Origin of the sequence: Hymenobacter sediminis (assembly GCF_003231285.1) — a bacterium.
GTDB lineage: Bacteria > Bacteroidota > Bacteroidia > Cytophagales > Hymenobacteraceae > Hymenobacter > Hymenobacter sediminis.
The window spans coordinates 58,731-74,144 of record NZ_QKNS01000005.1; the positions used below are offsets into that span (position 1 = coordinate 58,731).

The window sequence follows — 15,414 nt, forward strand, 5'->3', positions numbered from 1 at the left end:
TACAGGATCATACTATAAAGTAGCATGAAAGGTGCTGGCTTACTTCTTTTTCAGGCCCAGCTCAATGAGGCGCTCCGTCAGAAAATCACCGGCGGTAATGTCGGCTTCCTTCTTGGGGTTTTCAGGCGTCACGCAGTTTTCCAGCGCAGCCAAGCTCATTTCGGAGCGTGGGTGCATGAAGAACGGAATGCTGTAGCGCGAGGAGTTCATTTTCTCGCGGGGCGGGTTTACCACGCGGTGAATCGTGCTCTTCAATACGCCGTTAGTCAGGCGCTGCAGCATGTCGCCCACGTTTACCACAATCTGGTCGGGTAGGGCGGTAATCGGAATCCACTTACCGTCGCGGCGTAGCACCTGCAGGCCGTCGGCCGAGGCACCCATCAGCAAGGTAATCAGGTTGATGTCGCCGTGCTCAGCAGCTCGAACCGCATCAGCGGGCACCTCATCGGGGTTTTCGATGGGGTAGTAGTGAATCGGGCGCAGGATGCTGTTGCCGTTGCGCACCTTGTCGTCGAAGTAGTTCTCGGGCAGCTGCAGGTACAAAGCAATGGCGCGCAACACGTCTTTGCCGGCTGCTTCCAGGGTTTTGTATGTCGTCAGCGAGGTGTTCTGGAAGCTGGTTACCTCCGCCGGCCAGATGTTGTCGGGGTACTCTGCTTTAATAGGGTCGTTCTGGTCATCAACCTCCTGGCCTACGTGGTAGAACTCCTTCAGGTCGCCGGTGTTGCGGCCCTTGGCGTGCTCCTTGCCTTTGCTTACGTAGCCACGCTGGCCGGCCAACTCCGGTTTTTCGTACTGCCGCTTTACGTCGTCGGGCAGGGCGAAAAAGGATTTTACATCGGCATAGAGCTTCTCGGTTTGCTCTTCGGTGAGGCCGTGGTTTTTAAGAGCAATGAAGCCGATGTTCTGGTAGGCTTCGCCGAGTTGTTGTACGAAACGGGCTTTGCGCTCAGGATCACCGGAGCGGAAATCAGCCAAATCGAGGGAGGGAATTTCCTCCAGCAGCTTTTCTTCCATTGTGAAGACAAAATGTACGTGTGGGGGGACGGGAACGAGGGTTGCAAGGTACTTAAAAATGCCCGATGTAGCCTGCCAGATGCCCTATACAGCGGCAGACCAGGTGCAACCACCAGCGGTAAAACCGTGTCTGGTAATGTTGGGTTTTACGGAAACTGTTAATCTTGTCGGATTCCAGGTGCTGTTAATAGATTTCAGCAGCTAGTTGGGCGAAGCTTATGGATGCAGACAAGGTGTTTGCACTTTTCAGCCTCGAATAAATGCAGGTCCCGCTATATAGGCGGTACTTTTGCGACAGCTTTCGAGAAGCACCGAAACTTCCGGAGGGTTCAGGACGTCTTCAGAGTTCTGAACTTGCCTCTGGCAGTAGGTGTCGTCCCGAAAGCTTTTGTTTTGGCCTTGATTGTATGAACGTTACAAAATTACTGTTGTCGCTGGGGTTGGTGGTAGGGGTGAACACACTGGCAAAAGCACAGCACGCCGTCTGGGCGTCGAAGATTGTGGCGGTGTCGTCGCAGAAGGCAGAAGGCAAAGAAGCATTCTCACCAGAAAAAGTATTGGGTGAGCCCAACGCTACCCCCCTCGGACAAGCCAGCAATGAAGCCTGGATTCCCAAAAAGGAAGGTAACAACGAATTTATTGAAGTCCGCTTTGGCAAGTCATTGATAGCCAAACAGGTGACTGTGGTGGAAAACTTCAACCCAGGGTCAGTTACCAAAATTGAGCTGGTGGATACCCGCGGAGCCAAGCACCAGGTATATAGCAACGACAGTCCGGGGCCTATTCCGGAGCAGTTTCGCTCCTTGCAGGTGACGTTTTCGCCGGGTACCTACCGCACCATTGGGGTAGTAGTGACCATGAACACCAAAGCCGTGAACGGCGTGAACCAGATTGACGCCATCGGTATTGCCGACGTGGCGGAATCGATGGTGAAAAAGGAGTTTAAGAACGAGCAGCCGGGCGTAAGCTTCGACTCGGCCATGGTGAACCTGGGTCCTAACGTCAATTCTAAGTACGTAGATACTCACCCGGTTATCTCGCCAGATGGCCGTACCCTGTTTTTCGCTCGCCAAGAAAGCCCTCAGAACGTGGGCGGCGGCAAGGACGTGCAGGACGTATGGTTCAGCACCTTGACCAATGCCGAGAAAAAATCCTGGAGCCAAGCCAAGAATATTGGCAGCCCTATTAATACACCCGGCCCGAACGGGTTGGCCTCGGTTTCCTCCGATGGCAATACGGCCGTGCTCATCAACGTGTACAACCCCGACGGCTCCCTTGACCCCAAGGGGCTGAGCATGACCCGGCGCACCAAGACCGGGTGGAGCCAACCGGTGAAAATTGAAATCGAAGATTTCTATAACAACGACCAGGAGCACGTTGATTACTACCTCGCTACCTCGGGCAAAGTGCTCCTAATGGCCGTGGACCGCCGCGACGGACAGGGCGAGCAGGACATTTTCGTGAGCTTCCTGAAATCGGATGGCAAAACATGGAGCAAACCCCGTAACCTGGGCGCTGGTATCAATACCAAAAAGCCCGAGTTTGCCCCCTTCCTAGCTGCCGATGGGAAAACCCTCTATTTCGCTTCGGAGGGCCACGGCGGCTACGGTAAGAGCGACGTGTTCTATGCCAAGCGCCTCGACGATACCTGGACCAACTGGAGCAAACCCCGTAACCTAGGGGCCAGCGTAAACTCTCCTGATTTTGATGCCTATTACACCGTATCGGCGGCGGGTGAGGATGCCTACCTGGTATCGGCGCGCAACGGTATTGGTGGTTCCAAGGATATCTTCCGCATCAGCCTTACCCCCACCTTCCGCCCGGAAGTAGTAACGCTGGTACGCGGCAAGGCGCTAGATGCGGCTTCTAAAAAGCCTGTGGCAGCCACTATTCGCTATGAAAACCTGCTGACAGGTGAAGAAATTGGGGTAGCTGAAACCAGCCCGATTGATGGCTCTTATACGATTGTGCTACCCTCAGGTGCACACTATGGTTATCGGGCTGAAGCCAAGGACTACCTAGCCGAATCGGACAACTTGGACGTGACGGACCGCCAGAAATACTCAGAGGTAAACCAGGACTTGTACCTGGTACCCTTCGCTGTGGGCCAGACCATCAAGCTGAATAACATCTTCTTTGCCCAGAGTAAGTATAACCTGCGCGAAAACTCCTACCCTGAGCTGCTGCGTTTAGTACGCATTCTGAAAGACTACCCCCAGGTAGAAATCAAGCTGGAAGGCCATACCGATAACCAAGGCGACCCGCAGCTGAACGTGAAGCTCAGCCAGGACCGCGTGAATGAGGTGAAACGGTACCTAGTAAGCAAAGGCATCAGTGGTAACCGCATCACGACCGAAGGCTTCGGGGGTAGCAAACCCATTGCTAGCAATGAACAGGAAGAAACCCGCAAGCTCAACCGCCGTGTGGAATTCCGGATTACCAAGAAATAAACTTTGCGCTAGATAAAGGGCAGGCCACAGTTGTTATCAGCGTGTCCTACCCCTAGAAAAGCATCAAGCCCTTACTTCCATATTGGAGTAAGGGCTTGATGCTTTTCTAGGGGTAGGACAACTCTAACTCAATCGGCCCTCGTCGCGGCCGGGTTTGGTGCTGCTGCTTTGGTTGCCGGGGTTGGCAATGGAGTCGCGCATATCCGTATCGGCCTGTACGTTGCGCATTTTGTAGTAGTCCATCACGCCCAGGTTGCCGGAGCGAAAGGCTTCCGCAATGGCTTTCGGAATTTCCGCTTCGGCTTCTACCACACGGGATTTAGCTTCCTGGGTCTTGGCGCGGTTTTCCTGCTCCATAGCTACGGCCATAGCCCGGCGCTCCTCGGCGCGGGCTTCGGCCACGCGCAGGTCAGCGGAGGCCTGGTCGGTCTGGAGTTTGGCCCCGATGTTTTCCCCGATGTCTACGTCGGCAATATCAATAGAGAGAATTTCGAAAGCCGTACCCGCATCGAGGCCCTTGCTGAGTACCAGCTTAGAAATTTTGTCGGGGTTTTCGAGCACTTCTTTGTGGGAGCGAGACGAGCCAATGCTAGTCACGATGCCTTCGCCCACGCGGGCCAGAATGGTTTCTTCGCCGGCGCCACCCACTAGCTGGGCAATGTTGGCGCGCACCGTCACGCGGGCCTTAGCAATAAGCTGAATACCATCCTGCGCTACGGCGGCCACGTTGGGCGTGTTAATCACCTTAGGGTTCACCGAAGTGGTGACGGCCTCAAACACGTCGCGCCCGGCCAGGTCGATGGCAGTAGCTTGCTTGAAGCTCAGCGGAATGTTGGCTTTGTCGGCAGAAATCAGGGCCTTAATGACGCTGGGTACGTTACCGCCCGCCAGGTAGTGAGTTTCCAGGTCGTTGGCTGTCAGTTCTAGTCCGGCTTTGGTAGAGGTAATCAGGGAGTTGACAATTAGGGACGGCGGCACCTTGCGCACTCGCATAAAGGCCAACTGAAACAGGCTCACCCGCACCCCCGAGAACAGCGCCGTAATCCAGAGGCTGATGGGGAAGAAATACAGGAACACCAGCAGCACAATGCCACCGACGATAATCGGGAAGAAAGGAAAGTCCATGCAGGAGGTTTGAGAAGATGAAGAGGGTAGGGAGGCTTGCAGTCGGCAACTAACAACAAAAAGCGAGAACTAAGCTGCTGCTCACGCCACGCCTTCTACCACAATGCGGTTGTGCTCAATGCCTAGTACCCGCACTTGTGTGCCAGCCGGCACAAATTCGCCCCGCGTGGTTACCTCCCGCCGGTCATCATCGAACAGGACAGTGCCCGCTGGGCGCAGGGCCGATAAGGCGCGGCCGGTAGTGCCGGGCTGCACATCGGGGTGGCGTGCATCGTGCACGCGGGCATGGTTCACGCTGGTCAGGGCCACCCGGTTGATGGCTTGGGGCCGCAGCCCCAGGTACACCAGTACTCCAATGGCCACCGTGGAGCTACCCAACAGAATATGGCCGGTAGTAGCCCCCAGGTCGCGGTAGCTGAACCAGATACCTGCTGCCAGCAAGCCGAAGCCTACCAGCCCCACTACCGTAGTGCCCGGAATAAAAATGACCTCGGCCACCAGAAACAGCAGGCCAAATACAAGTAGCAGCGCAATCGTGAGCCAGTCCATAGGGTAGGAAGTTTAGTTGAGAAAAGATACGCAGAACCCAGCTCAGTAGCGCAGCAAGTTGGGGTGGCAGGCCCCGCAACCCCACTCCGGCTGGCGCGTTAGCAAGGGCTATGAGTAGAGCATTCACCAAAGAAGACGATTCGCTAGAGGCCCCCATCATCCCGCCCCGGCCCGCCCTACCCCCCGGAACCCCCAACTACGTAACCCCGGAAGGCCTGGAGCAGCTGCGGCAGGAACTGGTGGCCCTAGAAGCGGAGCGCACCCTGGCCGAAGCCAACCGCGAAAACGAAGCCGACCGCACCCGCCGCCTGACGGTGCTTAACGGTCAGCTCAGCGCCCTGAACGCCCGCATTGCCAGCGCCAAAGTAGTGGACCCCCGCAGCCAGCCGCCCCAGGAGGTGCGCTTTGGAGCTACCGTGACGCTGCGGCCGGTAGCAGGGGTAGGGGCCGAGCGCCGCTTTACCATTGTGGGCGTAGATGAAGCCTCGGTAGCGGCGGGCAAGGTAGCGTTTGTGGCACCTATTGCCCGAGCCGTGCAGGGCGCCAAACTGGGTCAGCGCGTGCAGGTGCGGCTGGGAGCCAAGCAAGAAGAAGTAGAAGTAGCCGCTATTCAGTACAGCGAAGAGTAGCGTCCCGACGCAGAAGTAGAGAACCTGCACCCGCTCCCGGCGTACTACCCCGCATGATGACACAACGCGAAGTAACCGACTCCCACAATACCACCTGGACCTGCGTGCAAGCGTACGCCGGAGTAGAAACGGCCGCCACTGCCGAGGCCGTAGAGCGCAGCACGTCCGAGGACAGCGGCGTGACAGTGGTATGCACCCCCAGCGGTGGCGCCCAAACCGTGCGGCTGGAGCTGGCCCCCGACTGGCAGGAAAATCTTTCAGATGATGAGCTGGCGCAGGCTATTGCCGCCGCGCAGTAGTCGTTGCATAAACAGATCAGGCCCCGCTACTGGTATAGTAGCGGGGCCTGATCTGTTTACAATGCTAACCTTTCGGCGCGTTAAGGCTTAGTATGCGCGGGCAAAGTGGGCGCGACGCTTGGAGGGGCGGCCCGTCACGATGCAGATACCTTCTTCCTCCGGCTCGGCCAAGGCCAGGCAGCGAATAGTGGCTTTGGTTTCCTCCTTGATGCGCTCCTCGGTTTCGGAAGTGCCATCGTAGTGCGCCACCACGAAGCCGCCTTTACCGTCGAGTACCTGCTTGAACTCCTCGTAGCTTTCCACGCGGGTGGTGTGCTGCTCGCGGAAATTGAGGGCGCGGCGGTAGATGTTCTGCTGAATATCCTGCAGCAACTGGTCCACACTGTTCACAATGTCAGCCAGGGGTAGGGTCATCTTCTCTTTGGTGTCGCGGCGCGCTACTTCCAGAGTGCCATTTTCCAGGTCGCGCATACCCACAGCAATGCGCACGGGCACGCCTTTCAGCTCCCATTCAGCAAACTTGAAGCCGGGGCGCTCGGTGTCCCGGTCATCTACCTTCACTGAAATACCGCGCTCAATCAGGCCCATCTGCATGGGGCGGATGCGCTCCATTAGCTCGTCGAGCTGGCCGGTTTTGTAGATAGGGACAATGACCACCTGGATTGGGGCCAGCTTGGGGGGTAGCACCAGGCCTTCATCATCGGAGTGAGCCATTACTAGGGCGCCCATCAGGCGGGTGCTCACGCCCCAACTGGTGCCCCATACGTGCTCCAGCTGTCCGGCTTTATTGGTGAACTGCACGTCGAAAGCCTTGGCGAAGTTCTGACCCAGGAAGTGCGAAGTACCTGCTTGCAGGGCCTTGCCATCTTGCATCAAGCCTTCAATGCAGTAGGTTTCAATGGCGCCGGCAAACCGCTCGTTTTCAGTCTTTACGCCTTTTACTACGGGTAGGGCCAACCACTCCTCGGCAAACTGGGCGTACACCTCCAGCATCTGGCGGGTTTCGGCTAGGGCCTCTTCAGCAGTAGCGTGGGCCGTATGACCTTCCTGCCACAAAAACTCGGCGGTGCGCAGGAACAGACGGGTGCGCATTTCCCAGCGTACTACGTTAGCCCACTGGTTGATGAGTAGGGGCAGGTCGCGGTAGCTTTGAATCCAGTTCTTATACGTGCTCCAGATGATGGCCTCCGAGGTGGGGCGCACAATCAACTCCTCTTCCAGCTTGGCGTTGGGGTCCACGCGCAACTTGCCCGGCTTGTCGGGGTCATTCTGCAGGCGGTAGTGGGTTACTACGGCGCATTCCTTAGCGAAACCCTCGGCGTTTTTCTCCTCGGCTTCGAACAAGCTTTTGGGCACGAACAGTGGGAAATAGGCGTTCTGGTGGCCTGTGCGCTTGAACATATCATCGAGGGTGCGCTGCATCTTTTCCCAGATGGCGTAGCCGTACGGTTTAATCACCATACAGCCCCGCACCGAGGAGTTTTCAGCTAAACCAGCGCGCTTTACCAACTCGTTGTACCACAGCGAGTAATCTTCACTGCGCTTGGGCAAACTTTTGCTCATATTCAGAGTATCTTAGAGGTAGCGAAAAAGTTCCTTTTTTGGTACAAGATTTGTCGTACAAAACAGGGCACCGTTTCGGGTCCAAATTACGTTATTAAATTCGGAGGTGAGGGCCACTTTGCGGCCATGTTGCCGCCGGATTCCTGTTCGCTCTTCATCTTCCGGATCATTCCTTACGCGTAAGCAGCCATGAAAAGATTATTCCCATCCGTATTACCCGCTATGGCCCTGCTTACGCTCGGTAGCTGCGCGGGTACCGCAGCTCTCACCTCTACGGAGAGCGACGGTGTATATTATTCCTCCAAAGACCGCACAACGGCTCCGGTTCAAACGGCGGTAGCCAGCACGGAACAGGCTCCGGTAGAAGAAACCGGCGATGTAGCTAACCCCGACTACGCGGGTACTACCAACGCACAAAGCGGCAGCACCGAGTACTACGACGATGACTATTACGCCGCACGCCTGCGGCGCTTTCACCAGCCGGCATACCGCGGGCTGGGCCTGGGCTATTACGACTTTGCCTATACCGACCCATTCTGGTATGGTGGGCCGGTGTACTCGGCTTGGGGCCCCGGTGCCTTCTATGACCCCTTCTATAGCCCATACTGGGGTGGCTCTTTCGTAAACATCAACATTGGGTTTGGCCGCCCCTGGTACCGTCCATGGCGAGGCTATGGGTACGGTTACGGTGCTTATGACTATGGTTACGGCTATAGCCCATATGGCTACGGTAGGCCCTGGGGTGGTTATTACGGTGGCGGTTACTACGGCGGTTTGTACAACGGCTACTACGGTGGTGGCGGCGGTTATATCATCGGCCCGCGCGCTCAGCGCTCCGTGGTAACGGGCACGCGCAGCCGCATGGCCGAAGCTGCCAATAGCTACAGCGAAAACTCGGTACGTCCGATTACGGGTAGCCGCAGCCGCGGAACCATGGAAGGCAACTTGGTAACACCAGGCGGCAGCACTTCCGCCTCCTCCAATGCTACCGCGGTGCCTACCCCCTCCTCTGCCTTGGAAGGGCGGGGCCGTGGTCGGAGCCGGGAGGTAGTAACCGGTGGCGTGCAGCCCAGTGCACCCGCTTCTTCCGGCAACCAAACGGCCGAAACGACGCCCGGCACGCAGCCCGCTCGTCGCTGGCGTGTGCTAAGTGAAAATGGTGGAACTCCTGCCGGAACAGGAACGGGAGTAGAAACTGGCCGCAGCCGCCGCACTTGGGACAATGTAGGGGGCACGCGCAGCCAATCTACTGATGCCGGTGGGGTAGTAAGCCAGCCTCGCCGCCAGCGCGTGTACGACCAGCCCTCGCAGTCGTCGGAGCCTACCCGCACGTATTCCCAGCCTTCGCGTAGCTATTCTGAGCCTTCCCGCTCTTACTCGGAGCCTTCACGTTCCTACTCGCAACCCTCGCGCAGCTTTGATGGCGGTGGGGGTGGCAACAGTGGCGGAGGCGGAGGAGGCCGGAGCAGCGGTGGCGGCCGTGGCCGTGGCAACTAACGCTAGCTTTCGGTAGCTATTCGCTTCTATTCCGTGTGTATCGCCGGCTCTGCCAGGGGCCGGCGCTCATTTTCTCCCACATGAAAAACCTGAAATATTACCTGGCCGTGGCTTTTTTAAGCCCGGCTGGCTACGCCTTTGCCCAAAGCTCAGCTGATGCGCTGCGCTTTTCCCAGAACTTCCCCACCGGTACGGCCCGCACCCTGGGCATTGGGGGTGCCAGCTCGGCCGTAGGCGCCGATTTTGGCGGTATTGTAACGAACCCGGCGGGGGTAGGCCTGTTCCAACGCTCCGAAATCAGCTTTTCACCGGGATTTGCCAGCAGCAACACTACGGCCCAGGCCTTTGGTACCCGCAATACCGATTCGCGGAGTAACCTCCAGGTCGGGAGCTTTGGCATTGTGCTTTCAAACCGGCGGCCCGATGACCAGAACCCCAGCCCTTGGCGCGGCGGCAGCTTTGCCTTCGGCCTGAATCGAACCAATAACTTCAACCAGAACGTCCGCTACACGGCTACTCCTCCTCTGGAGGCAGATATTCTGCAGCGGTTAAGTGAGGACCAGGGAGCTATTCTGGATGACCTCGCCTATGAGGCCCTGATTACGGAGCGTGATGGGAATGGCACATACATCCCAGAGGATTTCCAGAATACGGGTACCCTGACTCAGCGCGAAGTAATTGAGCGCAAGGGCGGCCAGACGCAATTCGACTTTGCCTATGGCAACAGCTACCGCGACAAGCTTTATATCGGGGGGGCCATTGGAATCGTGTCCACACGCTACAGCACGATTTCGACCCTGACAGCGATTGACCCCACGCCGCCGAGCAATGACCCTGAAGGAAAGTTCGGGAGCCTGACGCTGCGTGAGAGCAGCGACATTCGTGCTACCGGCATCAATGCTCGCCTGGGCGTTATCTACCGGCCAACGGATGTGGTGCGTATTGGGGCTTCCGTCCAGACGCCTACTTACTCATCGGTGGTGGATACCTATGGCGCCTCGCTGCAGGCTACCTATGATGGTACGATTAATACAGACAACGGCACTACAAGCTCTGGCGACGCTAACTTTCCGGCCGAAGACATAGCGTACACCATTACCTCGCCCTTCCGGGCTACCGGTGGTGTGGCGGTAGTGGTAGGCAAAAGCGGTTTTTTGAGCGCCGATGCTGAATATGTGAACTACGGCAAAGCTCGGTTCGGCTACGACACGAGCACCGACCTGCCGGGTCCCGATGACCTGGACCCGGCCAACAACAGCATTCGGGACCAGTACCGCTCAGCCGTGAACCTGCGGGTAGGTGGCGAGTTGCGCCTGGATGTCTTCCGGTTGCGGGCGGGCTTCGCGCATTATGGCGACCCCTATAAGAACACCAGCCTAGCCGACCGTAGCCAGAACTTCTATACGGCCGGTGCCGGCCTGCGTCAGAAGAACTTCTTCCTGGACATAGCAGGTGTGTACAGCTCAGGTAGCCAAGTATATACTCCCTACGAGTTGAACAATGCTTCCCGTACTCCCCGCGTCACCATCGACGATGACCGCTTCACCACGACGCTTACAGCTGGTTTCCTATTCTAACCGGCCTACCCCCCTTTAATGCACAAAAGGCTTCTCAGCAGTTGAGAAGCCTTTTGTGCATTAAAGGGGGGTAGCCTATGCAGTTACTTCTGGTAGCGCACTTGCAATACCAGTGTGCGAATACCTGTTATAACCACCTCTTCCACTAGAATGAGGCCATAGACGCTTTCAGTTGCATTAAGCGGAATTTCAAAGGCAATAACCTGGCCCTTGGCGAGCGGGCCGGTACGGGTAGGAGTGTCGAAGGGGGTGCCTTGGTTGAAGGACGTCAGGTAGTTGGTGACGTTGGCATAGGTGGAAGCGTTGAACGTGGTTTTACGAATGACGGTGCCCCGGCGCGTACTCCAAGGCAATTTCAGCTTGGCATCACGAACCGTAGCCAGCGTAGGGGCCCCTGTGGTGGAGTCGGTGACATAGACCAAGTCTACCAAGGCTTGGTTCTCGGCCAGTGTACGCACCGAAAACTTCGGGAATGCCAGTCCTTCGCGTAGGGCCAGAAAGCTGCGCCGCCCACTAGTTCCCGGTGCCTGCACGGGTATCGAATAGCTGTGTACCTGCTGAGCCGAATCGGTACGGCTAAAGCGCAGGTTGAAGCTGCGCACACCGGTGCGGCCTTCCGCATCGGTGGCCTCGAAACGCCATACTTCGAGGCCCGAGGTAGTCCGGGAACTGAGTACATGCGTCAGGGCAGCCTGGTTAATTTCGGTATTCGACGCAAGAGTAGAGTCGAGGTACACCAGCCGGCGCGAAGTGTCCGGGGGAGCCGTGGCGTTGCTTGGGTAAATAATAGGCTCAGGGACCGGGAAATACTCCGCTGAAATAACCAGACGACGCAATGGACTGCCTTTAGCCTCGGCGAACATCTTGGCCGCTACCGTGTCGGCGGGGCGGGTCAGGCGGCGGTCGGCGGTGTTAAAGCGGGTGCTGCTGATTAGGTCCACGCGCGGCCCCGGCGACAAACTGGTTTCGCAGGCGGTTAAGGCGCTTAGCAGGGGTAGGAGCAGGGCAATAGAACGAAAACGCATAGCCTCGTAAAGGTCGGGATTTGAACGCGAATCGGAAGCGTGCAGCGTTAGGCATCCCAGCCGGCCCCGGCCCGCCTCCTGTGCTGTATGCAACCCTGCAGCCCGATTTCCTACCTTAACGGCTGATTCCCGCCGACATTTTACTTTTCTCTGCATGAATTTTCGTTCTCTGGGCCTCGCCCTGTTTTTAACTACGGCCAGCCCGGCGTTGCTGCCCGGTGCCGCTCCGGCCGCTTTTGCCCAGCAAAAACAAAACATTACCCTCGAAGACATCTGGCAGAAAGGCACGTTCTCGGCCCGCTCGGTGCCGGGCTTCAACTGGATGAAGGACGGGCGCTACTACTCCTCGCTCAGCCAGGGCAACCTTGTCCAGAACGACGTAACTACGGGCCAGCCCGTGAAAACCCTGGTAGCTGGCACTGATCTGAAACTACCCGGCCAAGCTCAGCCTCTGGCCGTGGATGGCTATAGCTTCAACGCCGATGAGACAAAAATCCTGTTCAGCACTGATACGGAGCCGATTTACCGCCGCAGCAGCAAGTCGTACTTTTTCGTGTACGACCAAGGCAACAAGCAACTAGTGCCCCTGAGCAAAAACGCCGGCAAGCAGCTCTATGCTACCTTCTCGCCGGATGGCAAGCGGGTAGCTTTCGTCCGCGACAACAACCTGTTTGTGGTGGACCTGGCAACTATGCAGGAAACAGCCGTGACAACGGATGGGGCCCAGAACCGCATCATCAACGGCGGTACCGACTGGGTGTATGAGGAGGAATTTGAGTTTGCGCAGGGCTTTCAATGGTCGCCCGACTCGCGCCAGATTGCTTACTATACCTTCAACGAAACGGAGGTGCCCGAGTACAACATGCAGGAGTGGGGCCCGCTCTACCCCAAAGACTACCGCTACAAATACCCTAAAGCCGGCGAGAAAAATTCTATCGTCAGCATCTCGGCCTATGATGTGGCGGCCGGCAAATCCACTAAAATGGACGTGGGCCCCGAGCAGGACCAGTACATTCCGCGCATCATTTGGACCCAAACGCCCAACCTGCTCAGCATTCGGCGCATGAACCGCCTGCAGAACAAGCTGGAAATTCTGCACGCCGATGCCCGCACCGGTAAAACCCAGGTGGTGCTGACGGATACTGACAAGGCCTACGTAGAGGTCAATGACGACTTGCGTTACCTCCAGGGCGGCAAGGAGTTTTTGTTTAGCAGCGAAAAGGACGGCTACCGCCACCTCTACCTGTACAACATGAACGGCAAGCTGGTACGCCAGCTCACAAAAGGCAACTGGGAAATAACCAGCATTGACGGCTTCGATGAGAAGAAGGGGGTAGTATATTTTACCAGCACTGAGGCCTCGCCCCTAGAGCGCCACCTGTACCGCATCGACCTGAAAGGCAAGGGCAAAGCCCGTCTCAGCGAAGCCGGTACCGGCAACGACGTAGTAAACATGAGCGCCGATACTCGCTACTTCCTCAACTACCACTCTGAGGCCGGTCAGCCCCAGGTAGTAAGCCTGCGCAACGGTCAGGATGGTAAGCTGGTGAAAGTGCTGGAAGACAACGCCAAGCTGCGTCAGAAGCTGACCGAATACAACCTGGGCAAGCTGGAGTTCATCAAGTTCAAGACGGCGGAAGGGGTAGAACTGAACGCCTCGGTGCTAAAGCCAGCCAACTTCGATGCCAGCAAGAAGTATCCCGTGCTGATGTACGTGTACGGCGGCCCCGGCTCCCAGACGGTAAAAGACGACGCGGGCGGAGGAATTGCCTTCACCAACTACCTCTGGCACCAGTTGCTGGCGGAAAATGGCTACATCGTGGTATCGGTGGATAACCGGGGCACTGGCGCGCGCGGCGCGGCTTTCAAGAAGAGCACCTACGCCAACCTGGGTAAGCTGGAAACCATTGACCAAGCCGAAAGCGCGAAGTATTTCGCTACCCTGCCCTACGTGGATAAGTCGCGCATCGGCATTTGGGGCTGGAGTTTCGGGGGCTACATGACGGCTCTGGCCCTAACCAAAAATGCCGATGTGTTCAAGATGGGCGTATCGGTGGCACCCGTTACTAACTGGCGCTACTACGACTCCGTGTACACCGAGCGGTTCCTGAAAACGCCCCAAGAAAACCCCCAGGGCTACGACGACAACTCGCCTGTGCAGCACGCTGAGAAGCTGAAAGGAAAGCTCCTGCTGGTACACGGCACCGGCGACGACAACGTGCACTTCCAGAACTCGGTAGCCTTCACCGACGCCATGATTAAGGCCAACAAAGACTACCAGACGCTGTACTACCCCAACCGCAACCACGGCATCTACGGAGGAAACACCCGCCTGCACCTCTACCGCCAGATGACGGACTTCGTGCTGAAAAACCTGTAGTCAGAGAAGCGGGGTGGCAATAAAAACTGCTGCTGCACCCAACGGCCTACTCGCTCCTGTTTACATGACGCGCGTTGAGTACAGAAGCGCAGCCTGTTTAGGTAGCAAACCTGAAATTCGACTAACACAAACCGCTGCTGTCTTCTGCCTGTTAATTAGCTGAAGCTGCCTGCTCTTAGTAAACCAAACGTTTCATCTATGTCCATCACCTCCCAAGCAGATTTAACCGGCCTGCAGCGCGTCAGCGAAGCCGTTGGCACTACCCTGCGGCAGATGCGCGAATATGCCCAGCCAGGCATGACCACCAAGGAACTGGACGAGTATGGTGGCCGCATTCTGGCGGCTCTGGGAGCTAAATCGGCCCCTCAGCTTGCCTATGGGTTTCCGGGCTGGACGTGCATCAGCGTGAATAACGAAGTGGCGCACGGTATTCCGTCGGCGCGTAAAGTGCTGCAGGAAGGTGACCTGGTAAACATCGACGTATCGGCGGAGCTGGGCGGTTACTGGGCCGATAATGGCGGTTCTTTCGTGCTTGGGACTGATATTCACCAGCACCAGCCGTTGGTTGATGCCTCCCGCCATATCCTGCGCACTGCCCTTAGCCGCATTCGCGGTGGCGTCCGCATTGCCGATATTGGCGGACTGATCGAAGCAGAAGCACGAAAAGCAGGTTTTCGGGTTATTAAGAATCTGGTGGGACACGGCGTAGGTCGTAGCCTGCACGAAGAGCCCAGCGAAATTCCATGCTACTATGACCGCCACAACCTGAAGCGGTTCAAGAAAAACTCGGTGGTAGCGGTAGAAACGTTTATTTCTACCCGCGCCACACTAGCTCATCAGCTCAGCGACGGATGGACCCTAACCACCAAAGACGGCAGCTTTGTAGCTCAGCACGAGCATACCGTTGTCATTACTGATGGTCAGCCTCTTATTCTAACGGAGGCAAACCACATTTGGGAATAGCAGCTCCTAAGCATAAAAAAGCCCCTCTACGGAGGGGCCTTTTTTATGGAACATGCTTTTAGTATTCCTGCATCTCTTCTACAGGCGTTTCCTCATGGATGCGGCTGTTGGCCGGCTTGCGATACCGGATAGAAGTAATTTGTAAGCCTACTAGCCCAGGGCTTCGAAATTGCTCATAAAGGTCAGTGAACAGCTCGGGGAGTTCGGCCGTCGGGCTGGCCACCAGCTGCTTAACCTGCCGGGTGCTTACTACTCGTCCGCATTGAAGTTCGGCCAAGGTCAGTTGGCAGCAAACCATGTACTGAGGCTCGTTTTTCATAGTCGTAAGAAAAGGAGGCGG

Annotated in this window: 13 protein-coding genes; 7 read left to right on the forward strand and 6 right to left on the reverse strand. The window is 57.0% G+C overall.

The features are described 5' to 3' along the window. Window positions 1–39: 39 nt before the first annotated feature. Entirely contained in the window at window positions 40–1,017 is a 978-nt protein-coding gene (locus DNI29_RS14165) for an isopenicillin N synthase family dioxygenase (protein WP_110978781.1), read from the reverse strand. 407 nt (window positions 1,018–1,424) lie between these two features. Between DNI29_RS14165 and DNI29_RS14170 the strand changes: the two genes are divergently transcribed. Then, a complete protein-coding gene (locus DNI29_RS14170; RefSeq protein ID WP_162303615.1) occupies window positions 1,425–3,467 on the forward strand; it encodes an OmpA family protein in 2,043 nt (680 codons plus the stop codon). A 123-nt stretch (window positions 3,468–3,590) separates the two neighbouring features. On the opposite strand, the gene floA is transcribed toward DNI29_RS14170, so the two are convergent. After that, window positions 3,591–4,592, reverse strand: a complete 1,002-nt coding sequence (gene floA, locus DNI29_RS14175; protein ID WP_110978783.1) for a flotillin-like protein FloA — start codon at window positions 4,590–4,592, stop codon at window positions 3,591–3,593. Between the two features lie 81 nt (window positions 4,593–4,673). Further along, window positions 4,674–5,141, reverse strand: coding sequence for an NfeD family protein (locus tag DNI29_RS14180; RefSeq protein WP_110978784.1), 468 nt, complete (start codon window positions 5,139–5,141; stop codon window positions 4,674–4,676). Window positions 5,142–5,251: 110 nt separating this feature from the next. On the opposite strand from DNI29_RS14180, the gene DNI29_RS14185 reads away from it, so the two are divergent. Both DNI29_RS14185 and DNI29_RS14190 read left to right on the forward strand, forming a co-directional pair. Then, entirely contained in the window at window positions 5,252–5,770 is a 519-nt protein-coding gene (locus DNI29_RS14185; protein ID WP_110978785.1) for a GreA/GreB family elongation factor, read from the forward strand. Window positions 5,771–5,823: 53 nt separating this feature from the next. Further along, window positions 5,824–6,069 carry a hypothetical protein gene (locus DNI29_RS14190; RefSeq protein ID WP_238388097.1) on the forward strand — a complete coding sequence of 82 codons (246 nt, stop codon included), beginning with the start codon at window positions 5,824–5,826 and terminating at the stop codon, window positions 6,067–6,069. Between the two features lie 87 nt (window positions 6,070–6,156). Here the strand turns inward: DNI29_RS14190 and proS are convergent, their stop codons facing one another. After that, window positions 6,157–7,632: a proline--tRNA ligase gene (proS, locus tag DNI29_RS14195; RefSeq protein WP_110978787.1), complete on the reverse strand. Its 1,476-nt coding sequence runs from the start codon at window positions 7,630–7,632 to the stop codon at window positions 6,157–6,159. Between the two features lie 189 nt (window positions 7,633–7,821). On the opposite strand from proS, the gene DNI29_RS14200 reads away from it, so the two are divergent. Together DNI29_RS14200 and DNI29_RS14205 are read left to right on the forward strand one after the other, a co-directional pair. After that, on the forward strand, window positions 7,822–9,129 hold the full coding sequence (locus DNI29_RS14200; RefSeq protein ID WP_123823251.1) for a hypothetical protein: 1,308 nt from the start codon (window positions 7,822–7,824) through the stop codon (window positions 9,127–9,129). An 80-nt stretch (window positions 9,130–9,209) separates the two neighbouring features. Next, a complete protein-coding gene (locus DNI29_RS14205) occupies window positions 9,210–10,706 on the forward strand; it encodes an OmpP1/FadL family transporter (RefSeq protein WP_110978789.1) in 1,497 nt (498 codons plus the stop codon). 83 nt (window positions 10,707–10,789) lie between these two features. Here the strand turns inward: DNI29_RS14205 and DNI29_RS14210 are convergent, their stop codons facing one another. Continuing rightward, window positions 10,790–11,731, reverse strand: coding sequence for a hypothetical protein (locus DNI29_RS14210; RefSeq protein WP_110978790.1), 942 nt, complete (start codon window positions 11,729–11,731; stop codon window positions 10,790–10,792). Window positions 11,732–11,885: 154 nt separating this feature from the next. On the opposite strand from DNI29_RS14210, the gene DNI29_RS14215 reads away from it, so the two are divergent. Further along, a complete protein-coding gene (locus DNI29_RS14215; protein WP_110978791.1) occupies window positions 11,886–14,111 on the forward strand; it encodes a S9 family peptidase in 2,226 nt (741 codons plus the stop codon). Between the two features lie 198 nt (window positions 14,112–14,309). Next, window positions 14,310–15,074, forward strand: a complete 765-nt coding sequence (gene map, locus DNI29_RS14220; RefSeq protein ID WP_110978792.1) for a type I methionyl aminopeptidase — start codon at window positions 14,310–14,312, stop codon at window positions 15,072–15,074. Between the two features lie 58 nt (window positions 15,075–15,132). On the opposite strand, the gene DNI29_RS14225 is transcribed toward map, so the two are convergent. Next, complete coding sequence (locus DNI29_RS14225) at window positions 15,133–15,393, reverse strand: hypothetical protein (RefSeq protein ID WP_110978793.1); 261 nt, start codon at window positions 15,391–15,393, stop codon at window positions 15,133–15,135. Window positions 15,394–15,414: the final 21 nt, after the last annotated feature.